Annotated in this window: 23 protein-coding genes; 9 read left to right on the top strand and 14 right to left on the bottom strand. The window is 35.9% G+C overall.

Annotation, left to right across the window (positions count from 1 at the left end):
* Positions 1–7: 7 nt before the first annotated feature.
* The 6 genes from C9E89_RS00955 to C9E89_RS00930 form a co-directional block, all read right to left on the bottom strand.
* The gene (locus C9E89_RS00955) at positions 8–754 is read right to left on the bottom strand and encodes a HesA/MoeB/ThiF family protein (protein WP_107006656.1); all 747 of its coding nucleotides are present in this window, start codon (positions 752–754) and stop codon (positions 8–10) included.
* Between the two features lie 501 nt (positions 755–1,255).
* Positions 1,256–2,902 (bottom strand): AMP-binding protein, encoded by a 1,647-nt coding sequence (locus C9E89_RS00950; protein ID WP_107006565.1) that lies wholly within the window; start codon positions 2,900–2,902, stop codon positions 1,256–1,258.
* A gap of 198 nt (positions 2,903–3,100) precedes the next feature.
* A complete protein-coding gene (locus C9E89_RS00945; protein ID WP_107006564.1) occupies positions 3,101–3,667 on the bottom strand; it encodes a LemA family protein in 567 nt (188 codons plus the stop codon).
* A gap of 22 nt (positions 3,668–3,689) precedes the next feature.
* Entirely contained in the window at positions 3,690–4,715 is a 1,026-nt protein-coding gene (locus C9E89_RS00940) for a hypothetical protein (RefSeq protein WP_107006563.1), read from the bottom strand.
* 197 nt (positions 4,716–4,912) lie between these two features.
* A complete protein-coding gene (locus C9E89_RS00935; protein ID WP_107006562.1) occupies positions 4,913–6,295 on the bottom strand; it encodes an amino acid permease in 1,383 nt (460 codons plus the stop codon).
* Positions 6,296–6,465: 170 nt separating this feature from the next.
* On the bottom strand, positions 6,466–8,187 hold the full coding sequence (locus C9E89_RS00930; RefSeq protein ID WP_107006561.1) for an alpha-keto acid decarboxylase family protein: 1,722 nt from the start codon (positions 8,185–8,187) through the stop codon (positions 6,466–6,468).
* Between the two features lie 130 nt (positions 8,188–8,317).
* Here C9E89_RS00930 and C9E89_RS00925 point away from each other — a divergent pair, with 130 nt between their 5' ends.
* Positions 8,318–8,785, top strand: a complete 468-nt coding sequence (locus tag C9E89_RS00925) for an Lrp/AsnC family transcriptional regulator (protein WP_107006560.1) — start codon at positions 8,318–8,320, stop codon at positions 8,783–8,785.
* Between the two features lie 87 nt (positions 8,786–8,872).
* Here the strand turns inward: C9E89_RS00925 and C9E89_RS00920 are convergent, their stop codons facing one another.
* Both C9E89_RS00920 and C9E89_RS00915 read right to left on the bottom strand, forming a co-directional pair.
* Positions 8,873–10,405 (bottom strand): pyridoxal phosphate-dependent decarboxylase family protein, encoded by a 1,533-nt coding sequence (locus tag C9E89_RS00920; RefSeq protein WP_107006559.1) that lies wholly within the window; start codon positions 10,403–10,405, stop codon positions 8,873–8,875.
* A gap of 3 nt (positions 10,406–10,408) precedes the next feature.
* A complete protein-coding gene (locus C9E89_RS00915; RefSeq protein ID WP_107006558.1) occupies positions 10,409–11,782 on the bottom strand; it encodes a diaminobutyrate--2-oxoglutarate transaminase in 1,374 nt (457 codons plus the stop codon).
* A gap of 465 nt (positions 11,783–12,247) precedes the next feature.
* On the opposite strand from C9E89_RS00915, the gene C9E89_RS00910 reads away from it, so the two are divergent.
* The 3 genes from C9E89_RS00910 (at position 12,248) to C9E89_RS00900 (ending at position 14,651) form a co-directional block, all read left to right on the top strand.
* A complete protein-coding gene (locus C9E89_RS00910; protein ID WP_107006557.1) occupies positions 12,248–12,952 on the top strand; it encodes an SIMPL domain-containing protein in 705 nt (234 codons plus the stop codon).
* A 199-nt stretch (positions 12,953–13,151) separates the two neighbouring features.
* On the top strand, positions 13,152–13,748 hold the full coding sequence (locus tag C9E89_RS00905; protein WP_107006556.1) for a phosphatase PAP2 family protein: 597 nt from the start codon (positions 13,152–13,154) through the stop codon (positions 13,746–13,748).
* A 123-nt stretch (positions 13,749–13,871) separates the two neighbouring features.
* Complete coding sequence (locus C9E89_RS00900) at positions 13,872–14,651, top strand: sulfite exporter TauE/SafE family protein (RefSeq protein ID WP_107006555.1); 780 nt, start codon at positions 13,872–13,874, stop codon at positions 14,649–14,651.
* 129 nt (positions 14,652–14,780) lie between these two features.
* Here the strand turns inward: C9E89_RS00900 and C9E89_RS00895 are convergent, their stop codons facing one another.
* Positions 14,781–15,875: a fatty acid desaturase family protein gene (locus tag C9E89_RS00895; protein WP_107006554.1), complete on the bottom strand. Its 1,095-nt coding sequence runs from the start codon at positions 15,873–15,875 to the stop codon at positions 14,781–14,783.
* Positions 15,876–15,887: 12 nt separating this feature from the next.
* Positions 15,888–16,955: a ferredoxin reductase gene (locus tag C9E89_RS00890; RefSeq protein ID WP_107006553.1), complete on the bottom strand. Its 1,068-nt coding sequence runs from the start codon at positions 16,953–16,955 to the stop codon at positions 15,888–15,890.
* A gap of 141 nt (positions 16,956–17,096) precedes the next feature.
* Between C9E89_RS00890 and fabR the strand changes: the two genes are divergently transcribed.
* The gene (gene fabR / locus C9E89_RS00885) at positions 17,097–17,792 is read left to right on the top strand and encodes an HTH-type transcriptional repressor FabR (RefSeq protein WP_107006552.1); all 696 of its coding nucleotides are present in this window, start codon (positions 17,097–17,099) and stop codon (positions 17,790–17,792) included.
* A 33-nt stretch (positions 17,793–17,825) separates the two neighbouring features.
* Here fabR and C9E89_RS00880 read toward each other — a convergent pair whose 3' ends face one another.
* Both C9E89_RS00880 and C9E89_RS00875 read right to left on the bottom strand, forming a co-directional pair.
* A complete protein-coding gene (locus tag C9E89_RS00880) occupies positions 17,826–18,503 on the bottom strand; it encodes a response regulator transcription factor (RefSeq protein ID WP_107006551.1) in 678 nt (225 codons plus the stop codon).
* Positions 18,504–18,743: 240 nt separating this feature from the next.
* The gene (locus tag C9E89_RS00875) at positions 18,744–20,441 is read right to left on the bottom strand and encodes an AMP-binding protein (RefSeq protein ID WP_107006655.1); all 1,698 of its coding nucleotides are present in this window, start codon (positions 20,439–20,441) and stop codon (positions 18,744–18,746) included.
* Positions 20,442–20,851: 410 nt separating this feature from the next.
* Here C9E89_RS00875 and C9E89_RS00870 point away from each other — a divergent pair, with 410 nt between their 5' ends.
* Positions 20,852–21,652, top strand: a complete 801-nt coding sequence (locus C9E89_RS00870) for an enoyl-CoA hydratase-related protein (RefSeq protein ID WP_107006550.1) — start codon at positions 20,852–20,854, stop codon at positions 21,650–21,652.
* Between the two features lie 48 nt (positions 21,653–21,700).
* On the opposite strand, the gene C9E89_RS00865 is transcribed toward C9E89_RS00870, so the two are convergent.
* Positions 21,701–22,300, bottom strand: coding sequence for a LysE/ArgO family amino acid transporter (locus C9E89_RS00865; protein ID WP_107006549.1), 600 nt, complete (start codon positions 22,298–22,300; stop codon positions 21,701–21,703).
* A gap of 115 nt (positions 22,301–22,415) precedes the next feature.
* Here C9E89_RS00865 and C9E89_RS00860 point away from each other — a divergent pair, with 115 nt between their 5' ends.
* Positions 22,416–23,306 carry a LysR family transcriptional regulator ArgP gene (locus tag C9E89_RS00860; RefSeq protein ID WP_107006548.1) on the top strand — a complete coding sequence of 297 codons (891 nt, stop codon included), beginning with the start codon at positions 22,416–22,418 and terminating at the stop codon, positions 23,304–23,306.
* A gap of 11 nt (positions 23,307–23,317) precedes the next feature.
* Here the strand turns inward: C9E89_RS00860 and C9E89_RS00855 are convergent, their stop codons facing one another.
* Entirely contained in the window at positions 23,318–23,884 is a 567-nt protein-coding gene (locus C9E89_RS00855; RefSeq protein ID WP_107006547.1) for a nicotinate-nicotinamide nucleotide adenylyltransferase, read from the bottom strand.
* 104 nt (positions 23,885–23,988) lie between these two features.
* Between C9E89_RS00855 and C9E89_RS00850 the strand changes: the two genes are divergently transcribed.
* The gene (locus tag C9E89_RS00850) at positions 23,989–24,789 is read left to right on the top strand and encodes an enoyl-CoA hydratase-related protein (RefSeq protein ID WP_107006546.1); all 801 of its coding nucleotides are present in this window, start codon (positions 23,989–23,991) and stop codon (positions 24,787–24,789) included.
* A gap of 109 nt (positions 24,790–24,898) precedes the next feature.
* Complete coding sequence (locus tag C9E89_RS00845; RefSeq protein WP_107006545.1) at positions 24,899–25,657, top strand: nitroreductase family protein; 759 nt, start codon at positions 24,899–24,901, stop codon at positions 25,655–25,657.
* Positions 25,658–25,710: the final 53 nt, after the last annotated feature.

The raw sequence follows: 25,710 nt of genomic DNA, 5'->3' as shown, positions 1-25,710 counted from the left end.
TAACAAATTAAATGACATTTGCAGTATGGCTTGCCTGACAGTTTGCACAATCTTGATCTTTTTCAAAGCTTAAAATTCGTTGTTTCATTGTTAAGCCATCCCAAAGCAAGAGTTTTTGTTTCAACGCCATCCGATTTAAACCCAAATATAAAAGTGCATGATGTGCTTGCAAACTCGCCATTACATTCGGGGTCGTTGCCAAAACACCTGTATCAGCACAGCGTAAGCTTTCATTGGCATGTTGTTCTTTGGGAAATAGACACTCATAACATGCCGAATGCTCTGCTACCATAAACAATTGCCCTTGAAAACCAATCGCAGAAGCACTAATCAAAGCAATATTATGCTGAGTACATATTTGATTGACCAAATAGCGAGTTTCAAAGTTATCACAACCATCTAATACTAAATCTTGAGCATGAATGAGTTGCTCAGCATTTTGTGACACAAGTTTTTCTGTAATACTTTCAACCTGTATAAAGGGATTAATTTGTTGTAGTCGTTTCGCCAAAATTTCGGCTTTATAAAAACCAATATCTTGCTGACTATACGCGATTTGTCGTTGTAAATTACTCATTTCTACTGTATCTGCATCAATCAGAGTAATTTTCCCTACACCTGCACGTGCAAGCAATTCAGCAGTGGTACAACCAATTCCGCCACATCCCACAATAAGCACATTGGCAAGTTTTAATTTTTCCTGCGCTTCAATATCCCAACCATCAAGCAGTATTTGACGTGAATAAAGATGCATTTCTGCATCACTAAGTTCCAAATCTAGCGCAAGTTCTGTTACCACAGGAATATCCTTTTCAGATGAATCTTGATCAGTTGAAGTATTATTATAGTTGATCTACTGTGATTAGGAGATTTAACTTTAAATACTTAATTTCAATACTCGTTAAATTAAATTTAAATTATTGAAATTTGACAATATTTTCAAATAATGTAGAATAATTTCTAAGCAACCTAATTTATTCAAATCAGCTTCATTCGCTCAATGAATTTAGGTCATTTTTATCTTTTTATAAAAGGAGTAAATGGCAAATGTTTAAAGCGTTTAAACAATTATTTTGTAAACATCACTTTGTTCAATATGAGATGCAACATTTACATATTGCTGAATGTGTCAAATGTGGTGTGCAATTTCCGCATTAAATGATCACCCGCTCAAAACCGTTTTATAACCTGAGTCAAAAGGTAGATTTAAAAATTAAAGCACCCATTTCGGGTGCTTAGAGGAGTGCTTAAACACTTAAACGGCTTGTTGTATCATCTGTAGCTTTGCAATTTCTTGTTGTTTCAATAAATTACGCTGAATTTTTCCACTCGATGTTTTTGGCAAATGCTCTACAAACTCGATCTCACGTGGATATGAATGTTTAGATAAACGAGAACGCACATAATCTTGTAATTGAGTGGCTAATGCAGCCGATGCCGCAACTTGAGGTTTTAAAACCACAAAGGCTTTGACAATTTCGGTACGTTCTATATCTGGTTTACCAATGACTGCTGACTCTAATACTTCTACACATTCTAAAAGTGTACTTTCAACATCAAAAGGACCTACACGATAGCCTGATGTTGTAATCACATCATCAGCACGACCCACAAAATCAATCCCGCCTAACTCATTGAGTTTGACCGTATCACCTGTTAAATAATAATGCCCAACAAATGATTTACGGTTATTACCGCCATAACCTTTAAACCATGTTAGGGGAGATTGTGAAAAATCAATTGCCAATGCTCCAATCTCACCACGTTCGACTTCTTCATGATTTTGATTGAGTACAGCAAAACGATGACCAGGATTTGCAAAACCTGCTGAACCGATCTTCACTGGATGCTGCAAAGCATGATGATTACCAATCACCATTCCCAATTCAGTTTGCCCATACTGATCAAAAATATTAACCTTTAAATCTTGCTTAAACCAATGAATCACTTCAGGCGTTAAGGGTTCACCTGCACTACTGACCACACGCAAATGCGTTTGAATTGAAGCATCAAATTTTTCTTTAAAGCCAAAAAACATACGAAAAGCGGTCGGTGAACCTGTTAAATTACTGACTTTGTATTTTTTGATTATTTCCAAGGCATTATCTACACTAAATGCACGCTCATCCATCATGATGCTATGCCCCAATGCCAATGGACCTGTAATACCATAATACAAACCATACGCCCAACCAGGGTCAGCTAAGTTCCAAAACGAATCTTCTTCAGTTAATCCGACTGCATGCAACATATATTCTTTAAATGCCAAAACTGCCTTTAAAGGAACAGGAACAGATTTTGCCAAACCTGTCGTTCCTGAGGTAAACATCATTAAAAAATCATCATCAAAACCAAGTTGCACAGCTTCAAATGCTGCTTGTTGTTTATCGACTTCTTGCCAAAAATCTGGGTCAAATTTTTTCTCATGTTGATCTGTATAGACCGTCAAAATTTGTGCAACTTCAATATGATTTAATTTACTTCGTTGCTCTGAATTGGTCACAACCAATTGAGTATTGGCAGTATCAAGGCGATGCTCTATCGCTTTCGACTCAAAAGCAGTAAATAAAGGCTGATAAATTGCACCAATTCGCCATGTTGCCAAAATAGTGATTAATAACTCAGGCGTACGCGGCAATAAACCTGCAATACAATCCCCAGTTTGAATCCCCACATGCTTAAAGTAATTGGCTAATTTTCCTGAAGCTTCCGCAAGTTGCTCAAACGTCCATTGTTCAGATCTGCCATCTTTCGCTTGCCAAATCAGAGCAACTTTGTCTGAGCCAACATAACGTTCACAACATTCAATATATGCATTCAGTGCTTGTGCTGTGCCCACTAAACTCTTTGAAATCAATGCTTCATAATCAAAATCTTGATGCGCTTGTTCTAATGTCTTCATGACAATATCCTTTTAATCCCTGTGCAAACATCATAGTTTTTATGACATTTTTCGCATATTTTTATTTTGAAAGCTCATTCATTGAGCATTTCTAAAGATAGGAATAGATAATCATGAATATAAATATTGAACAATTTCCAAACACCGCAAAGATCATGCAGTTTTTGGATATTTAACAATAAAAGCAATTTTATTATTTTAAAAATTTGGTCGATAATCAAAATTTTTCAACAAAATTGGATCTGAAAATGGACGTATTGCCTTTTTTGATAAGGTCAATGTATTAATTAAATTGTTTGGAAAAACCTGAATTGTATTGTTAAATTCTTCAACATTTCGATTAAAAATCGTAATTGCTGCGCCCACATTTTCATTCTGCTCTTGAATCTCATCCATCATTTTTAGATAAATCTGATCTGCTTTGAGTTCAGGATAATTTTCGACCATGACATTTAAGTTTTTTATCAAATCTTGACTGAGCTTTTCAATATGTTGCAATTGAGAAACATCTGTATGATTCAAATTGAGATTTAAAATTTGTTGACGTAATTCAGTGACTTTTTCTAAAGTCGATTTTTCAAACTCAGTATATTTTGTCAAAACTTGTTCTAGATTGCCTAAAATTTTGGCTTTTTGTACCTCAAAATTTGCAACTTCAGCCCAAGCTCGTTTGGTTGCATTAAAATAACGAACAATATTATTACGAATAGTCACTGCCCAAATAAATACAAGGACGAAAATTGCAATAAAAATGATGATCCCCATTTCATATTCTCCTTATTATTGTTTATGTAATTAAGTTTAACATGCTACGTTTAAATTTTTCATATTCAGGCATTCTAAAAGTTCTTAAATGCCCACGAAGTGTAGAAATATCACGAATTTGTTGTTTCTGTTGTGATTGCTGAAATAAGTTTTGATTTCCCATATAGCACAACATATCTTCTGCAAAATGAAATACAACTTCACCTGAATAATCTTGAAAAAAATCACTCAATTTCAAAGTCATCATTGGGCTAATATGACGTGCAAGTTGATTTTGATCATGCCCAAATATCCTAAGATTTTCATTCACTAAAATATCACTGGTTGACCATTTTTGTGTATAAGGTTCAAAAAATGCATGACGCTGATTAGTTGCTGCAAAACCTAAACGAGGCATATCAAAAATAAAAACACCCCACTGATCTTTGCGTATCCCTTGCATTTTATTCTGATCTTTATTGAACTGACTCATTGGCAATTCATTGATGTAATAATAATGAAACAATAAGACTGGATATTTTTTATGTTCAAATTCCCATGTTGTAGCAATGTATTGAGTAATTTCATTTGTCGCATTTCCCTTTGAAAATAAAGGAAAAGATTGTTTTAACTTACTCATAACCAAAAGTGAGTTACTACTTTGTGGCAAAAAGCTTGGAACACGATTAAAATTTAAATCATAACGCAACACGATCATACGTTGCTCTAAAAAATAAATAACCTCTTCAATCGGTGAACGTGATTCATAAATTAAATAAGCAAAAAATAAACACAACATACCGACCAAGAAAGTCAAAGCAAAGGGAATATAAACATGAATCATCCAACCAAAAATCAGAATAAAAACACCTAAAACTATGAATAAATGGGCAATAAAATTGTGGAAATATAAATCTTTACACTCACCCCAAGGATGCAATGCATCTAAAATATCTTGTGTTGACGTTGCTTGTTCACCTATTTTCCATAGTCGAGCAACATTTTTCATCACCTGTTGATTTTGTTTTGTAGTTACATGCCGCCATGTTTTCACAGTTTGAATAGGCATAATCTGCTAAAAATTTATTCTTAAATATATGAACAATTATGCTTTAATTCTTTGAATGATCAAAGATAAATAATAAACATAAAAAATCCGAGTTAAATGATTAACTCGGTTTCTCAAAAATTACTCGAATTATTGCAAAAAATGATTCTACAAAACAATTTCGGGAAAACTTTAACGACAAGTCTAGAACATTTTATTTAGCGAGAAATACCTACCTCAGACATGATTGGGGCTTTTTTACGATATTTTGTCATATACATAACCCCTAAAAATATCAACCATACAGGAATCATCACCACGGCGATGCGCATATCTGGTGTAAAACTCATGACAATCAAGATAAAGAATACAAAAGCAATCGTGAGATAATTTGACCACGGCGCAAACAAACTCTTAAATGAAGTCTGCTCACCTGTGCTTAACATCACTTTTCTAAATTTTAAATGTGTAATTGAAATCATCAACCAGTTAATCACCAATGCGGAGACCACCAACATCATTAAAAGCTCAAACGCTTTGCTTGGCATGATGTAGTTGATCAAAACACAAAGTGCTGTCACAGCCGATGACAATAGAACAGCATTCACAGGAATGCCACGTTTATTCACTTTCTTGAGAAATTGAGGTGCATTCCCCTGTTCAGCCAAACCATGTAACATTCGTGTATTACAATAAATACAACTGTTATAAACTGAGATGGCTGCAATCAACACCACAAAATTTAAAACATTTGCCACGCCACCACTATTTAAAGATTGGAAAATTAATACAAATGGACTACCGCCTTGTGCAACCTGATTCCATGGATATAAACAAAGTAAAATCCCAATCGCACCGACATAAAAAATCAGCACACGGTATACAATTTGATTGACTGCTTTCGGAATGGTTTTCTGAGGATTTTTAGTTTCTGCCGCCGCAATCCCAATCAACTCAAGCCCACCAAAAGCAAACATAATCATCGCCATAGCCATGATAAAGCCATGTATACCATTGGGGAAAAATCCACCAAATTGCCAAAGATTGCTCACACTTGCTTGTGAACCTGCTTGCCCACTCAACAACAAATAAGCACCAAAACCAATCATGCTCAAAATCGCCACGATTTTAATCATTGAAAATAAAAATTCAGATTCACCAAAAAACTTTACATCAATGAGGTTAATCCCATTCATCAAAATAAAAAAGAAAAGTGCTGTTAACCATGTTGGAATCTCAGGCCACCAAAAATGTATAAATGTACCAATCGCAGAAAGTTCTGCCATACTGACCAAAACATACAACACCCAATAATTCCAACCTGACATAAAGCCAGCCATTTTACCTAGATATTTATTGGCAAAATAACTAAAAGAGCCACTGACAGGCTCATGTACGACCATTTCACCGAGTTGTCGCATGATCAAAAATGCAATCACACCTGCCAAAGCATAACCTAACAATACTGAAGGTCCTGCAAGTTTAATGGTTTGAGAAAGCCCAAGAAATAAACCTGTTCCGATTGCGCCACCTAGTGCAATCAATTGAATATGACGATTGGAAAGCTCTTTTTTTAGGGTATTTTTTTCCTGAATTTCCATATTAACTCCTGTATTGTCGTATCCATGACAACTTTTTTAGAAGAAATAATCTTTAACGGCTCATACCTTAAAGATCATAGTTTGATTAGCATCACATTTTAGAAATAACTTGAATTGGAAAATAAAAAAGAAGAGGAAATGTAGCACTGCCACTACATTTCCTCTTTGCGTCAAAACGAAATCGCATCCTGACATTTTATATACTGTTCAGGCATTTTTAGTTTTTGGTAAGCATGATCACCATAATCATAACGAGCTACGACATCAGCAAATTTTTGTAGGCTAAGAGGTGCATCCATCGCGGGTAGTTTTAATTCAATAAACGATAAATGCTGATGATCATTGATTTTTTCTAAGGCTTGCTCAAGCTCTAAAACCGTTTCCACGATACATGTTTCATAGGTATTTTTCCCATTAAATACATGAACCATTTCGGTATATTTCCAGTTTTGAATGTCGTTATAAGCTGCTTTTTCTCCTAAGATCAAACGTTCAATGGTATAACCACCATTATTAATGACAAAAATAATCGGCTTAAGATCATATCGAATAATCGTTGAAAGTTCCTGCATAGTCAGTTGTATAGAACCATCACCAATAAACAAAATATGACGACGTTTTGGTGCTGCTTTCATTGCCCCTAATAATGCTGGCAAGGTATAACCTATTGAACCCCAAATTGGCTGAGCGATGTATTTTGCTGTTTTCGGCAATCTAATGCCTGATAGAGCAGAATTTGAAGTACCTACTTCACCAATGACGACATCATTTTCTTTTAAAAATGCACCAATATATTTCCATAAAATATCATGTGAAAGCTTTCGTGAAGCCTGAATACTTTGTGGCACAAAAGGCGTTGCCTCTAATACAGGTTTAAGGACTTTTCGAGTCGGTAAAGCATGACAGAGCGCAGTCAAAAATTCAGATAATTCAATCGCAGGAAAGTTTTGACCAAAAATATTTAAATCATACTGTTTAATATCTACAAACGTTTTGGGATTAATTTGATGGGTAAAATACCCAGAACCCACATCTGTAAATCGTGCACCAATCGCTATTAAACAATCTGAATTTTCAACCAATTGACGGACGATTTGTTGACTTGCTGCGCCCACATAGACACCTGCAAACAATTGTGAGGATTCATCAACAATATTTTTCGCTGTGTTTAAACACACATAAGGAATTGCATATTGGTTGGCTAATTTTTCAACAAGCTGTGTCACTTGGAATATTTGCGCTTCATTATCAATCAAAAGCACTGGGCTTTTTGCATGCACAATCGCACTCGCCAGTATTTCAATTGCATTTTCAAGTAATTCAGGATCACTTTTCGGCATAACAAAATTTAAAGGCTGGTCTTCCACTTGTATTTTGACATGGGTAATATCTGATGGAAGTTGGATGTGCACAGGTCGTTTTTCTATAAAACATTGTTGCAATACACGGTCTATTTCTTTGGCTGCATTTGCAGGTGTTAAACGGGTCTGCGCCACTGTAAACTCTCGCATACAGTTCATGATATTGTCATAATTACCATCAACCAAGGTATGGTGTAAAAGCGCACCATTTTTTACTGCATGCAAAGGTGGAATCCCTGAGATATGAACCACCGCAACATTTTCAGTATAAGCACCTGCAATCCCGTTGATCGCACTTAAGTCCCCTACACCATATGTGGTTGCAAGCGCAGAAAAACCGTTGATTCGTGCATAACCATCGGCAGCATAAGCGGCATTGAGCTCGTTGCAATTGCCAACAAAATCAAGCTGTTTCTCTTCTTCAATCTGCTCTAAGTAAGATAAATTAAAATCACCTGGCACACCAAAAACATGTTTAATTCCAAGCTCTTGTAAACGTTTATTCAGGTATTTACCAATTTCTATTAACATATTCACTTTCCTTTACATTATTATTCCCTTTATAAAAATAATATTGCATTTCATTTTTATATTTCATGCATAATAGAAACAGATTTTTTGCAATATGCATGATTTGTGTATCATAAAAGGATTTTATGCAATGGATAAGTTTGATTGGCAAATCATACAAGCATTACAACGCAATGGACGTTTAACCAATCAAGAAATTGGCGACACGATTGGATTATCAGCTTCGCAATGTTCTAGACGTCGACAGATCTTAGAACAAAAAGGCATTATTTTAGGTTATAGCGCCCGAATTCTTCCACAAGCTCTTGGAATAAACGTTATGGCAATGGTTCATGTTAATTTAAGTACGCATGGCGCCGTATCAAAACAGGCTTTTCAAGATTTGATTGAATGTGAAGATCAAATTCAGGAGGCGTTTTCTTTAAGTGGAGATGCAGACTATATGCTCAAGGTTGTTGCTGAAAACTTGGAACAACTTTCACATTTTGTCACAGAGCGATTATTGGCTTGTGATTTTATTGGACATATAAAATCTTACATTGTTTTAAAAAACTTTAAAGAACAGAATCAGATCATGATGAAACCTAAATTTACTTAATAAGAAATACACAAGTTGCTAAAAATTTCATTTTTAAATCAAAAAACCCAGTTTTAAAACTGGGTTTTTCGTTGATGAATACAATGATTAATCAATTGCAGGAGTATAACTACCATCCGCAATAGCATCTTTAATGCGATCAGCTTCTGCAAGCACAAGTGCAAGCAAATTCTGTACGTTTTCTAAAGTTGCAACTGGACTTAAAGTGGTCATTTTCAATGATTGAACATTGCCAACTTTGGTCACACCAATATTTGCTTCACCACGCGCAAACAATTCATCTGCAACGTTTTGGTTTAGTGTATCAAGTAACTCTACAGGATAACCTGCTGGAATCACACGGAACAACACAGACGCAAATTGTGGATCTACCAACATTTCAAGACCGTCTGTTGCATTGATATAATCTGCAACTTCACGTGTGAGTTTCACACCGTGATCGATCATTGAACCATAAAGCTCTTCACCTAAGTTCTCAATCGTCATCCACAATTTCAACGCATCGAAACGACGGGTTGTTTGTAGTGATTTAGACACTAAGTTTGGAACACCATGCTCTTCATCATAAGCGGAGTTTAAATACTCAGCTTCATAATGCATGAAACGATAGTTCGCTTCATCTTTTAACAAGAATGCACCACAAGAAATGCTTTGGAAGTAATGTTTATGGAAATCCAATGTGATCGAATCTGATAATTCAATACCATCTAACATTGAACGGTAGTCATTAGACAGAATCAATGCACCACCCCATGCAGCGTCGATATGCATCCACGCGCCATATTTGGTAGTGATTTCACGAATTTGTTTCAGTGGATCAATCGCACCTGCATCGGTTGTACCAGCAGTTGCAACCACACATGCCACGATTTTGCCTTCAGCTTGCAAATGCGCCATGGTTTTTTCCAGTGCATCCACATCCATCTGAGCATTTTCATTGACAGGAACAGTCACGACTGATTGGAAGCCCATGCCCATCATTGCCATGTTCTTTTGCACAGAGAAATGCGCATTTTCAGAACAAATGACTTTGACATTACGCATTGCTTCATTTGGCACGCCGTCGCGCTGAACCGACCACGGATTACCGTTTTCGTCTTTCCAGTTCTTGGCAATACACCAGTCACGAGCAAGTAGTACGCCCATCAAGTTAGACTGTGTACCACCTGAAGTGAACACGCCTGCTTGACCTGCGCCATAACCGACTTTTTGACGAAGCCAGTCAATCAACTGCACTTCCATCAAAGAACCCGCAGGGCTTTGATCCCAAGAGTCCATCGACTGGTTCGTTGCATTAATCAACACTTCAGCGATTTGACTGGTCACCATAGTTGGGCAATGCAAATGCGCTAGTGAGTGCGGATGATGTACTTTTAAGCTTTTGTTTAGGAATAATTCAACCATACGCTCAAGCGATTGTTGAAGTCCTAAGCCTTCTTTAGATGGATTAAAAGAAATCGCTTGACGAAGTTCTTTAATGCTACCGCCTGTATACATTTTGTCGTTTTGCAACCATGCTGCGACCGCTTTGGTCGCCTCACCCATTGCTGACTCATAGTCAGCAATGGATTGAGCATCATTGCAGAGTAACGCTTTACGATGTTCTGCAAAATCTACCATAAATTACGCGCCTCGAACTGCAACAAGTGCTTCTGCAACCGCTTTCTTAAAGCGTGCAATCGCTTGTTCACACTCTTCTTGAGTAATGATTAATGGGCAAAGTAAACGGATCACCGTACCGCTACGACCGCCTTTTTCAAGCAATAATTTATTGTTGAAACAAGCCGTTTGAATTGCAGCAGCCAACTGTGAATCTGCAGGTAATGAACCCATATGGTCTGCTTGTTTACGCTCATCGACAATTTCAACACCGATCATTAAGCCACGACCACGAACATTACCAATACATGGGAATTCAGCAGCTAATTTTTTCAATTCAGCTTGTAAGAAATCACCACGTTCTTGCGCATTTTTCGCCAAGTTTTGCTCTTTAATTACTTGTAAAGAAGCTAAACCTGTACCCATTGCAAGTTGGTTACCACGGAATGTACCTGTGTGACCTGCTGGTTGCCAAGCATCAAACTTACGTTTAATACCTAATACAGCTAATGGTAAACTACCACCGACTGCTTTAGACATCACAACAACATCTGGCTCAATACCTGCATGTTCAAATGCAAACATTTTACCTGAACGCGCAAAACCTGCTTGAACTTCATCAAGAATCAAGACAATGTTATGACGCTCAGTCACTTCACGGATTTTTTGCAACCATTTTACAGGTGCAGTCACGACACCACCTTCACCTTGAATCGCTTCAAGAATCACAGCAGCAGGTTTAGTTACACCACTTTCGACATCTTCAATGAAGTTTTCGAAGAAATAGGTTAAAGCATCTACACCTGCTTCACCGCCAATCCCAAGTGGGCAACGGTATTCATGCGGATATGGCATAAATTGTACGCCTGGCATTAAGCCATTCACCGCATTTTTAGCAGATAAGTTACCCGTCATTGCTAGTGCACCATGAGTCATTCCATGATAGCCACCAGAAAAACTGATTACTGTGCTACGACCTGTATAGGTCTTCGCCAATTTAATCGCTGCTTCTGTACCATCTGCACCAGATGGACCACAGAACTGTAAACAATACTCTTCTTTACCACCTGGTAATTGCTCAAGTAATGCCTCAGTAAAAGCATCTTTTAAAGGCGTTGTTAAATCTAAAGTATGTAAAGGAAGACCACTTGCTAAAGTGTCTTGAATACTCTTAATCACCGCAGGATGGTTATGGCCTAAAGCCAATGTTCCTGCCCCAGCTAAACAATCGAGGTACTTTGTACCTTCAACATCGGTAACCCAACAACCATGTGCTTCCGCTATCGCTAACGGTAATTTACGTGGATAACTACGAACATTCGATTCCATCTGACTTTGGCGAGTCAAGTAGTATTCGTTTGTGGAAGTGGCAGCAGGATTTACAGAAGTAACGCTCATATCGAATTACCATCTCTGATATGGGTTGAAAGAAATAAGTCGGGGGACTTGTGGTCTTTTGACTCGGTGCTTTATAGAAATCTAGTTAGAGTGCTTTTAATATTCCTAACTAGGAGCGCGATAATACAGTTTTTTTCAAGAAAATAAATATCTTTTATGTACTTATCGTCTATTCGTTTATCGAAAAAAACGCTCATTAATATCTATACTAGAATTATCATCATACTATGTGACAAAGCAAAGAAAAGCCTATAATTTACTTGTTTTTAATTTCTACAATATTTTAATCCATTTATTTTTTACAAAATAGAAATAACATACTAATTTATATCGTATTTTAATTTATTATTTGTTGCAAACTTGGTATAAATTATTACAAATGCACCACAAATTCTGCAAAAGCTCTCCCTGACTTATGCTTAATATCAAATAAATGATTTCAATGAATACTTTTAAGGACAAACTATGCGTTATTTAGCCTTAACCACCCTACTTTTAGGAACAACGCTGAGCACCCTGACTATGGCAGCAGAAAATGACGCGTTAAATTACAATGTTGTCAATGTACAAGCAGACGCAACTCGCCAAGTATCCAATGATGAGATGCATGCTGTCTTATTTATTGAAAAAACCAACAAACAACCTGCTGAATTGTCAGCTCAAATTACACAACTCATGAATCAAGCCATGAGCATTGCTAAAAAATATCCTCAGGTTAAAGTCGAAACAGGTTCTCAAACTACTTACCCAATTTATGACAATGACAACCAAAAATTAAAAGAATGGCGTGGTCGTGCCGAAGTCCAAATTGAAAGCAAAGACTTTAAAGCAGCAAGCCAGTTAATTAATGAGTTGCAACAAAACTTCCAAACTCAATCCATCAACTTTACCGTTTCTGATGAACAACGGAAAAAAGTTGAAAATGAACTCATGGTTGAAGCCTCCAAAAACTTTCAGCAACGTGCGCAAATTTTGACACAGGCATGGAATAAATCGGCATATAACTTGGTGAGCTTAAATATCAACACCAATAATTCTTATCCTCAGCCGATCTATGCAGCACGTGCTAGCATGGCAAAATTTGAAGCAGCCGACGCAGGTGGACAAAACATGGCTTCTGGCGAGTCTAAAATTACTGTCAATGCCAATGGATCTATCCAATTTAAATAAGTCTTCTTATTTTGACAAAAATACATACCTTATAAAACAGTAGATCAATCCCTTGTTCTGCTGTTTTTTAATTAAAGTAACTATCAGATTGGTTTCAAAATTTTGAGTTACATTGTTGCTTTTAGGTGAGCACTATATTTCATTTTAATGACAATATGCTTAAAGTAGCCTACCGTCGATTTACTTGAATTTTACTCTAATGTCGATTGAAAACTTAAATTTTGCTGTATTTAATCTTTTAAATGCGCCTGAACATGCATCATCCTTTATGATGCACTATGCGATTTTCATTGCTAATGATTTATTGTATTTAATGATTGTTGTATTTGCCATCCTGTGGTTTCGTGGCGATGAACAAGTCAAAAAACAGATTTTAAAAGCATTCATTTTTACTTGTGTGACACTGTCAATTAGTCAGTTAATTTCACATTTTTTTTATTCTCCACGACCCTTTGTCATGGAAGTCGGTCAAACCTTAATTCAACATAAACCGACAGGTTCTTTTCCAAGTAATCACATGACGATTTTTAGTAGTATCGCCTTTGCTTACTATTTTTCATCACAACGCGAATTGGGTAAATTACTCATCTTGGTCGCGTGGTTAGTGGCATGGTCTCGTGTTTATGTAGGAGTGCATTTTCCACTCGATATGATTGGTGCTTTTTTGTTGGCATTATTGGTCAATTTTTCTGGGCTCATGCTATGGCACAAATATAAAGACTTTATTTTAAATCTGGTCTTGTCAATTTATTATCGTATTTTTAGACCTTTTATTGATAAAGGGTATATAAAATAAACACTATATCCTACATTACAACAACCAAGTCTCAAATCGTGAGACTTAGTTATTTTTATGACTTTCATTGCAAATACTTCTAGCATAAACTCGCAACATCTCCTTTAAATATCAGCGCTGACCATGGAATATCAAACCCTTTTAATGGGTCTCGGCTTTTTCGCATTCTGTGGTGGGCTGATTGATGCAGCAGTGGGTGGTGGTGGTTTAGTCCAATTACCTGCCCTCATGCATGCTTTGCCAAAACATAGTTTAGCCACTGTTTTTGGTACCAATAAAATGATTGCAATGGCAGGTACATTGTCTTCTGCGCTTGCTTATTTTAAGAAAGTAACCATTAATTGGAAGTTAATCCTACCGACCATGGTTGCTGCATTTATATTTTCTTTCTTTGGAGCAATGTCAGTTTCGCTTATTCCCAAAGAATTCATGCGTTATATCGTGTTCTTTTTGCTGATTGCCATTGCCATTTATACATTTGCCAAAAAAGATCTTGGACAAGTTCATACCGTTTTACAAGCAGGGAAAAAGGAAATTGCGCTCGGCATTTTGTTTGGTGCATGTATTGGTTTTTATGATGGTATTTTTGGTCCAGGAACAGGTAGTTTTTTATTATTCTTATTTGTCAAAGTCTTTGCTTTTGACTTTTTAAATGCCTCTGCTTCGGCAAAACTCGTCAATGTTGCCACCAACTCAGCCGCGATGTTTTTCTTTATTCCAACGGGTCATGTGATTTGGCTCGCAGCCGTTGTCCTTGCTGTATGTAATATTTTGGGAGCAATTACAGGCACAGCATTGGCAATGAAATATGGCAGTGGTTTCATCCGTATTTTCTTTCTGATTTTATTGGTTTTTTTAATTGGGCGAATGGGATCTGATCTATTCTCGTTGTCCTTATTTTAAGGTTTTTTCAATCTTCAATGCTCATGCTGAGCACGGTCAATGTGTCGTTTCAATGATCATGACAAAATTCAAACTTATTTCCCAATAAAAAACCGCTCGAAAGCGGTTTTATTTCAAAATCAATGCTGATTATTTTTTAAATGGAAAAGCATATTTGACAATACGTCCAAGTACCTGACCATACTGTTTTAATAAACTTGCATTGTTATAGTTCAAACCATATTTTTCACATACAGCCTGTACTTTCGGTGCCATTTTACGATAACGACGTGCAGGTACTTCAGGAAATAAATGGTGCTCAATTTGATGGCTTAAATGCCCCGTCAAAATGTGGAACGCTTCTGAACCCGTTAAGTTTGAGGAACCACGAATTTGGCGCATATACCAATGACCACGACTTTCATTTTGTAATACAGTTTTAGGAAAAACTTCTACATCTTTGGTGAAATGACCACAAAAAATAATACTAAATGTCCAAACGTTACGAATACCATTTGCAACCAAATTACCTGTAAACACAGGCAATGCCGCAGGTCCCGCAATTAAAGGAAAAAATACATAATCTTTTAGAAATTGCTTGCCTATTTTTTGCTGTGTCGGTTTCCATTCTTTTTTAAACTCAGCCCAAGTTTTTCGCTTGTAAAGCAGTTTGCCAATTTCAAGATTTTGGATTGCAACACCCCATTGGAATAACAAACAAAATGGAATGCTGTATAAAGGCTGTAATAAATAACCCGGCTTCCAACGCTGTTCAGGGAAAAGACGCAATAAACCATAACCAATATCGTCATCCATGCCTTTAATATTAGTATAGGTATGGTGCTTGTAGTTATGGGTTTGACGCCAATTATCAGAAGTACCTACAATATCCCACTCATAATTTGTTCCTTTAAAACGTGGATCATTCATCCAATCATATTGCCCGTGCATGACATTATGACCCAGCTCCATGTTTTCCATGATTTTGGCAAAACCAAGTAAACCTGTGCCTAGCAACCATGCTGGTGGGAACCAACCTGCAAAAAGACAAGCACGCCCTAAAATACTGCTATAGCGAATCGCTGCATAAACCTTTTTAATATATTTCGCATCTTTTTCGCCAATATCATCAAGAACTTCTTGCTTAATTGCATCAAGTTCACGGGCAAGTTCATCTAACTCAAACTGAGTTAACTCACGGTTTTTAGGATTGGTAAAATATTGAATTTTAACTGGCATATTCATGATAAAACTCGCTTAAATGTCGATAACTAAATCAGTTTGTGCAGTATTTACACAAATTCTAAGTAAATTGTTAGGTTCAGAGTTTTCTTGACCATTCACCATATTTTTGGTTGCACCTTGGGCTTTATTACATGCACATTTATTGCAAATTCCCATACGGCAGCCATGCTGCGGTTTAATGTTCTGTTGTTCTAAACTCACCAAAATAGACTGACCTTTTGGAATCGCCAGCACCTTATTCGATTGAGTTAAAGTCACATTTACAAAGCCTGTTTCATCAGAAATGATGGGCGTAAGGCTAAAAGCTTCACTTTTAAAATCATGTGCGGACTGAAATAAACTTTCCGCAGTGCTGACAAAACCTGATGGACCACAAACATAAACCGTACTTTGTGTAAGGTCTTTCACCAAATGTAAATACTCAACATTTAAACGTGCATCTTTAGGCGTATCTTGTGTATAAAAAACATCCAATTTAAAGTTTGGATATTGTAATGCCCATTGTTCAAACTGCTGTTTAAATGCAACATCGGCATGTTTTTTTACCCAATACATCAGATGTACAGTTTGCTCTTTATTTTTTTTGTTTTGAAGCAAATCCTTAACTAAGCTATACATTGGTGTAATGCCACTTCCCGCAGCCAATAATACGAGTGGCTGGGTTGTGTTTGGCAGTTGCATCTCACCATAAGGCTGACCAAACTCAAGAATATCTCCAACTTGTGCTTGTTCATTTAACCACTGACTAACGATACCTTTTTCAACTTTTTTTACTGTTAATACAACATGTTGTGTATCAAGTTGAGTCAAACTATAAGTACGCTCATAGCGACGACCATTAATTTCAATCGTGATAGGATGATGTTGCCCTGCTTGCCCATGCTTAAAATTACGATTTACTTGAATCGTCAAACTCACCATATCAACAGCGGTTTGTTCTTTTTGGACAATTTTTCCAAGTGCTTGCTGAATTGACCATAAAGGATTAATTTTTTGTAGCCAGAAGTTGCTTGCATGAGTGCCTAATACAACTTCAAATATTGAATTTATAGGAGATTTTTGCTTTTTAAGAGCATGCATCAGAGGCGTACCACTCAATAGGATTTAAATTATTATACATATGTATATATATTTGTATATACAGTTGTATTGTATCTAGACATTTCATTTATGTAATGGCAACGGCTATAATAGTTAAATAACTTAATTTACTTGATATTTATGAATCAGCCCTCTGCACTCTCTGAAAATTCTATTTCCGTTCAAGACACAGATACGGGTCTTGAAAAAGTATCTGTGCGTTCAGTAGGCAGAAAAGCAACCATTACTAAAGAAGAGCTTTTTCAAGCCGCACTAAATTTAATTAGCCCACAAAAAAGTATTTCATCTTTAAGTTTGAGAGAAGTTGCACGTGAAGCAGGTATTGCACCCAATAGTTTTTATCGACACTTTAAAGATATTGATGAACTTGCAATTGAGTTAATTGACCGTGCAGGCGGTGTCTTACGTCAAATTTTGCATCAAGCACGTCTACAAGCGACCAAAAATGGCAGTATTATCCGTAGTTCTGTTGAAGTATTTATTGAACAATTAGATGCTGACGAAGGAAATTTAAGTCTATTATTACGTGAAGGTTATACAGGTTCAATCCAATATAAACATGCTGTAGACCAACAATTGGCTTTTTTTCAACAAGAGTTACAAGAAGACTTAATTCGCTTAGAAAAGCTGAACCGACATAAACTCATTCATCCCGAGCTTGTAGCCAAAGCCATTACACAATTGGTTTTTAATATGGGAGCAAAAGTGCTAGATTTGCCAAATCATGAACGCAAAGCAGTTGCTGAACAAACCATGATTATGATTCGCATGTTGCTTGAAGGTGCTCGCCATATGAATGATGCAACCATTCCTTAAACCTTAAAATCATCTATGCACAAAGGCTTATTATTAACTTAATAAGCCTATATTTTGTGCAACATGAATAGCTTTAGTACGAGAATTTACCTCAAGTTTTTGATAAATATTTTTGATATGAACATCAACCGTATATTTTGCAATCACCAGTTGGTGACTAATTTCTTTACTGCTTAAACCTGAAGCAATCAATTTTAAAATTTCTGTTTCTCGGTTGGATAAAATACTTTTCTTGCTCACATCTTGTGAAATAACATCCACACCCACAAACTTATTTAAAATTTCTTTAGCAATGCTAGGATCAATAATTGCGCCACCCGTTAATATGCTACGAATCGCAAACATGATTTCTAAATCATCACGTTCTTTGAGTACATAACCCGTTGCACCAGCAGTGAGTGCCTGATAAATCATTTCCGTTGTATTCCATGCGGAAATCACCATGACAGGAATATCTTCTTTTTCCTTTTTTTGACGTAAATATTTTATAAAATCGATTCCGTTACCATCAGGTAAACCTAAATCGACCAATGCTAACTGCACAATATTTTCTTGCGCATTTTTTTTTGCTGTTGCAATACTTTGTGCAAAAAGCACATCTTGCTTTTTATAGCCAAACGCATATAACAATTTTTCAATGCGGATTTGTACATTAGGATCATCTTCTAAGACTAAAATCGGTTTTAATAACGGACAAGAAATATTAAACATGACAATATCCAATTCATTTTTTTATATTTTATGGACTATCTGGTCAATTTTATATCCCTGAGATTGGTGATTTTTAATACAAAAATATCAATAAAAATCACACAAAAATTTAAAAATATAAAATAAATCACATTTTACCCTAAAGCTTATTTTTTGATATTTATTATTTTTGACTATATAGTAAAAAAGGCAGTTTATCTAAAACTCCCTTTTTTACCATCCAACAGACTAAATTTAAGTCTATTCCCAAATTATTTTTTGCTGTTTAGCCGCCCAACTTTCTAGAGGTTGTTGATAAAGGGCTTCTATTTTATTACGTTTAATCTTCATCGTTGGTGTTAATAAATCGTTATCCATAGTCCATAATTTTTTAATGATGACAATAAATGCAAGTTTTTCATGAGATTCTAATTTTTCATTGGTACTATTTAAAAGTGCTGTTAACTCCTGTTCAACAGGTTCTCTTTGCTGCTTGCCTTCAACCAAGTGATTTCGCAAATCTTCAGCTAACATGACAAATGCTACAGGTTGAGGCAAACTAGCACCTCCCACGCAAACTGACTCAATATAACCATGATTACCTAACTTTTGCTCAATCGGTACAGGCATCACATATTTACCTTTTGAGGTTTTAAAAATATCTTTCACTCTTCCAGTAATTTTTAAGCGTCCTGAAGCATCGATCTCGCCCATATCCCCTGTGCGTAAAAAACCATCCGCTGTAAGGTCTTCTGCTGTTTTTTCTGGATTTTTATAATATCCCAACATTGTCCCGGGACTCTTGACTAAGATTTCACCATTCTCATCAATTTTACATTGCACACCTGTTTGTACATGTCCAACGAAACCTTCAGCATATTGTCCTGTGCGTGTTACATGTGAATAACCACAATTTTCAGTCATGCCATAAACTTCAAGTAATTCAAGCCCTAAACTTCGGTACCATTTGATAATATCTACAGGTAATGGTGCTGAACCCGTTAAGGCAAAACGTATATGATTTAAGCCTAATTTAGTTAAAAGTTTCCTCTTAATCACTTTACCTAAAATAGGCAATTTAAATAATATTTTTTGCTTAGATAATGGAATTTTCTCATTAATTCCCAAATAAAATTTTGTCCATAAACGTGGCACTGAAAAGAAAATCGTTGGTTTTGCTCGGTTTAAGTCTTGTACAAAAGTTTCTAAATTATTGGCAAAATATACGGTAAATCCTGCTGCCAAAGAAGCTGACTCAATAAACATTCGCTCTGCAACATGTGCTAAAGGTAGATAAGACAAAGTTCGTTCATTTGACGTAACAGCAAAAGTTCCTGATAAAGAATGCGTAGGGCGAGTTAATGTTGCAAAACTTTGCATGACACCTTTGGGTAAACCTGTACTGCCTGATGTATAAATAATAGTTGCTAAATCATCCTCTTGAGGCAAAGATAAGTTTTCAGATTGTGGCGTTTGAGCAATAATTTCATCCCAAGTAGGCGCAGGGTAATCTGGAGCTAAAGGCAAACGAATACACGGCATATTTTCAGGAATAATTGTTTTTACACTATGCCAACTGTCAGCGATTCCATCTAATTTTCCAATAAAAAATAATTTTGCCTCACTATGTTCTAAAACATAGGCTGCTCCCTCTGCATTTAATGTGGTATATAAGGGCACAGAAACATGACCTACAAGCCAAATTGCCAAATCAGCAATAATCCAATGCGCACTATTTTTACCATAAATAGCAATACGGCTGTGTGCTGGAAATTTTAAAGATTGCAAATAGCTCGCCATTAAACGTACCTGACGAGCGACTTCCCCCCATGTATATTCCACAACAGAGCCATCAGACAAAGGTTGTACTAAATAAGTTTTATTAGGTTGTTTCTGCTCCCAATGTAATAAATAGTGCAGATGTGTGTCACGCGCTTCAACTTGATTTTTGCTATCCATATTGTTTTTATCCATTTTAAAATCAATGTTTTAATAAAATTAAAACAAAGTAATACCCTTTTTTAAATTTTTAAACAGTACACATTTACTTTTCGCATCCAATTGCAAAAAATATTCAAATGCCTATTATTTATACTATTGCAATTCTTAAAAAGATAGTCTGTTCCGAAGCTTTTTCTCTATTTTCCATTTTATTGAGTGAAATATCTTTTAATTTCAATTTACACTTATTTTGAGTAAAAACTGTTACTTATTGCCAATGCTGATCAAGAAGTATTCACCTATAACGTAGATAAATATATTTTCCATCTCTAGGAATGACTCAAAAATTTGCACAATAACAAAGCAATGTAATACATCTTTTTAAGCAAATCATTTTCTCAGTAACGTAATAATATAAGGATATATGAATGACTTACCAAACGATAAAACTTGAATATTTTGATGAAGTTGCGCTACTAAAGTTTACACGCACCTCTGTAATGAACAGCCTATCTATTGAAATGGTAAAAGAAGTTTTAGATGCTTTTACAGCAATTCGTGAAAATAGTGCTATTGGCGCACTGGTGATAAGTGGTGAAGGTAAAGCTTTTTGCACAGGTGCTGAACTGAATCCAGAATTTTTTATGGGTATTGACGGTAAATCTCCTGCTGAGTCATTAGATTATCATATGCAATATTATTTTAATCAATGGATTGAACAGCTTGAAAACTTCCCTATTCCCGTGATTATTGCTATGAATGGTGTTGCAGCAGGTGCAGGTGTTGGCATTGCTTTAGCAGGTGATATTACACTTGCTGCCGAAGAAGCATATTTTATTTTAACTTTTGCACCCAAACTTGGACTCATTCCTGACATGGGAACATCATGGTTTTTACCGCGTTTAATTGGTACAGCAAGAACCAAAGCGATTACTTTACTTGGAGAAAAAGTCAGTGCAACCCAAGCAGAACAATGGGGCTTAATCTGGAAAACTATACCCAAAAATGAGTTGCTTGATGAAGCTTTAAAAATTGCAAAAAAACTCGCCTCACTACCGCCTCATATTGCCCAACATATTCGTAATACCTACTCATCTGCCAACGAAAATACCTTAACACAGCAATTAAACTATGAAAAAGATTTGCAATGCCAATTGATTCAAACACCTGCTTTTATGGAAGGGATCATGGCATTTACAGAGCGCCGTGAACCTGTTTTTAAACGTTAAAGTGATGACTGCATTCAGATGATAATGCAGTCTTTTTAATTTTAAAAATCAATGAAAAATTAAATTAAAAGCAATTCCCCACATCATTATTGCAATAAGGACATCTAAAACTTTCCATGCATTAGGTCTTTTAAAAATCGGTTGTAAAAGCCTTGCCCCAAAGCCTAATGCAAAGAAAAAGATAAACGAAGCTGTGATTGCCCCTAAAGCAAAATTCATTTTAGCTGCTGCGTATTGTGTAGAAATTGAACCCAATAAAATGACCGTATCCAAATAAACATGAGGATTTAGCCATGTTAATGCTAAGCAAATGGCTAATAATTTCCATAAATTTTGTTCAGATTGTTCTGTTGCAATTAATGTTTGATTTTGTGTTAATGCTGTATAAAAATGCTGAGCACCATAAAAAAATAAAAAAGCTGCGCCAAAATACTGAGCAATGATCAAAATCTCAGGTGTTTTTTCAATTATTGAAGCAAAGCCCAACACGCCTAAGAGAATGAGGATCGCATCCGATAATGCACAAACCAAACAAATCCAAAAGACATATTGTTTCTTGAGTCCTTGTTTCAATACAAAAGCATTTTGAGCACCAATCGCCACAATTAGCCCCATGCCTACAGCAAAACCTTGAAGAAAAATATACATTGTTTCATCTTAATCATTAAACTGAGCCATTATGCAAATTTGAAAATTAAAATAAATTATTCTTATAAAATATTAGCTAAACTAAGTTTTTCTTAGCCTCATGCTGGATGAACACATGTTACAAAGCAAACAAAGTGAAGCTTTTCTTGCTGTTGCAGAAACAGGAAGCTTTGAACTCGCAGCCGAAAAGTTATGTATTACAGCATCAGCAGTCACACTTCGGCTACAAACATTAGAAAAACAGTTAGGGCAAGTCCTTATTTTAAGAGAACGCCCTTGTCGTGTGACACAAGTTGGGCAAATACTCTTGCAACATTTACAACACACTCGTTTAATGCAACAAAATTTATTACAACAGCTCCAAGGTCAAGATACACATTCTGATTTTTATCAGGTCAATATTGCAACGAATGCTGACTCTCTCGCCACATGGTTATTACCTTTATTACGTGATTTACTGATTAAACAAAACATCACTGTGCATTTTCAAGTCGACGACCAATCAGAAACCCATCATTTACTTGAAGCAGGTCTTGTGAATGCCTGTGTCACAACAGAACCTCAAGCAATGAAAGGTTGTATCGCTGAATACTTAGGCAGTATGAATTATCGTTTTACAGCAACGCCCTCTTTTGTAAAAAAATGGTTTCCTCAAGGCGTACACCGTGATGCCTTAAGACAGGCACCCGCTTTGATTTTCAATGAAAAAGATTATCTACATACTCATTATATACAACAAAATTTTGGTCTCAGTCCCAGTCAATATCCTCATTATTTTATTCCGTCATCGACTGCCTTTGTTGATGCTATGGTCATAGGCTTAGGCTATGGCTGGCTGCCTGATTATCAAGTAAAAAAGTTTTTAGATACGGGTGAACTCATAGAAATATCACCGCAGTTTCAAATTCAACTGGCTTTGTATTGGCATCATTGGAAACAACAATCTCAGCAACTTCAACACTTAACAGCTCATTTGATTCAATATGCTCATCATGTACTGAACTAAAAGATAAAAAGCTAAATATTTGAGCGATCTTGTTGCTGAAACTTTTCACTTAATTTTTGATAGGTTTCAGTTTTTTGGAATTTCTCTAAAAATTCTACGGTTCCCAATGGAAATTCAGCCTGTTTAATTTCACCCTGAAAGTATGCTTCTCTGAGTGGTGTTGCTGAAATTGACCCTTTCAAACTCTCCAATTCAACCATTTTCCATTCAGGGAAAAGCTGTAAATAATAAGAAGACTCATCTTTAAAATGACCAATTAAACCCACTCTGTCATCAGATTTAACCACATCATTCACCAAAGACTTCACTAGCTTTACCCATTTCACATCATTATAAACATCAATAACATGTACAAAATGGATACGTTTTTGGTTTTCAGGTGAAAAATTTGAGAGAATCATTTTTTCACGTTCTTCAGCACTAAAGGGATTTTTAATATTACGCTCATTTTGTGCTGAGCCTAATGCCAAAATTATATTTTGACTTTGCGCTAATGCAATGTTTATAGTTTGCATATGCGCCAAATGAAAAGGCTGAAAACGACCAATATAAACCAGATAATCAAAACAATATTGCATCATAGTCCTCATTTTTATGAACTGACCAGTTTGCGTCTACACATAAAATATGCGACATAATGGCGTTATAAAAATCCAATGAATTTTAAAGCAAGGATAGTACGATGACCCTCAATTGTATTCAACAGCCACACCCACATTTAAATGCAAATTTAGACAATGGTACGCTCACTTTAGCAATCAATCGCCCTGAAGCAAAAAATGCACTTTATGGTGAATTATATTTGTGGATTGCTCAAGCATTAGATGAAGCAGATCATGATGATGCTGTACGCAATGTCATTTTACGCGGACAAGACAATGACTTTACTGCGGGCAATGATATGCAAGACTTCTTGGCTAGTGCGCAAAAGCCTTTAGATCGTAAAGCAGGTATGAATCCACCATTTGTATTATTAAAGTCTGCTGCTCGATTTTCTAAACCCTTAATTGTCGCTGTTCGTGGTGTAGCAATTGGAATTGGTGTCACTATTTTATTACATGCTGACTTGGTATATAGCGATAACACAGCATTATTTCAAATGCCATTTGTCAGTCTAGGTTTATCTCCTGAAGGCGCTGCTACACAACTCTTGGTACAACAAGCAGGTTATCATAAAGCGGCTGAGCTTATTTTTACTGCACAAAAATTTAATGCAGAAAAAGCCTTCGCTACAGGCTTAGTCAATGAAATTGTAGAAGATGCTTATGCGCATGCTGAAGCACAAGCACGTCATTTATCTTCACTGCCTTTAGCATCATTAAAACAAAGTAAAGCTTTAATGAAACACAATTTAGAACAAATTATTGAATGCGTAGATCATGAAGCTGAAGTATTTATGACACGTGTCAAATCACCTGAAATGGCAGAAGCTGTTTCAGCATTTATGCAAAAACGTAAACCAGATTTTTCTCAATTTAACTAATTGTCTATTCATTTTTATATGAATATAAGTTTAAGCCACTGAAATCATTATATTCAGTGGCTTTTTCATTTGAAATTTTTATTTATTTTATAAATTTAAGGCAAGATTTATGGCACAAGAAAATTCGACCAAGCAGCGTTATTATGAACCTGCTCCACAAAATATTGATATTAATAATTTTAAGCTTGTTATACAAAGTCGCCGCTCTGTACGTAAATTTACAGAAAAGAAAATTCCAAACGAAGTTTTAGAGCAATGTTTAGATTTAGCTTTACTTGCACCCAACTCTTCTAACTTACAACCTTGGACATTTTATGTTGTTCAAACACAAGAGAAAAAACAACAATTGGTTAAAGCATGTTTAAGCCAACTTGCTGCCAGAACAGCCGCAGAACTGATTATTTGTGTTGCCCGTACAGACCGTATAGATGAAATGTCTCAACGAAATTTAAGTGAATTTCCATTTCCTGAAGTTCCACCGATTGTGCAAAAATATTATAGATATATTCCTTATAACTATAAAACTGGTTATTTCAACACTTTGGGTAATTTTAAAAAAGTAGCATTTAAAATCGCCCGTACCATGAACAAACAATTACCTGTAACGGCTTTTAACCCTGCCGATGCTAAGCTTTGGGCAGCAAAAACGACAGCATTGGCTTGCGAAAACCTTGTCTTGGCTTTACGTGCTTATGGTTTTGATAGTTGTATGATGGAAGGCTTTGATGAACCGATGCTGCGTCAAATTGTAAATTTGAATGATCAACAATATCCAATTATGGTGATCGCCGCAGGTGAGCGCGCAGAAGATGGTGTATTTTTACCGCAATATCGCTTTGATCGTGATTTATTTATTCAGAAGATTTAAAAAACTAATAAAGTCCTCTCTTTGAGTTAGAGAGGCTGCTTTTTAGCTTACTG

This window comes from Acinetobacter sichuanensis, from assembly GCF_003024515.2.
Classification (GTDB): domain Bacteria; phylum Pseudomonadota; class Gammaproteobacteria; order Pseudomonadales; family Moraxellaceae; genus Acinetobacter; species Acinetobacter sichuanensis.
The sequence above is the reverse complement of the archived record's forward strand: the minus strand, read 5'-3'. Positions and strand labels throughout refer to the sequence as shown.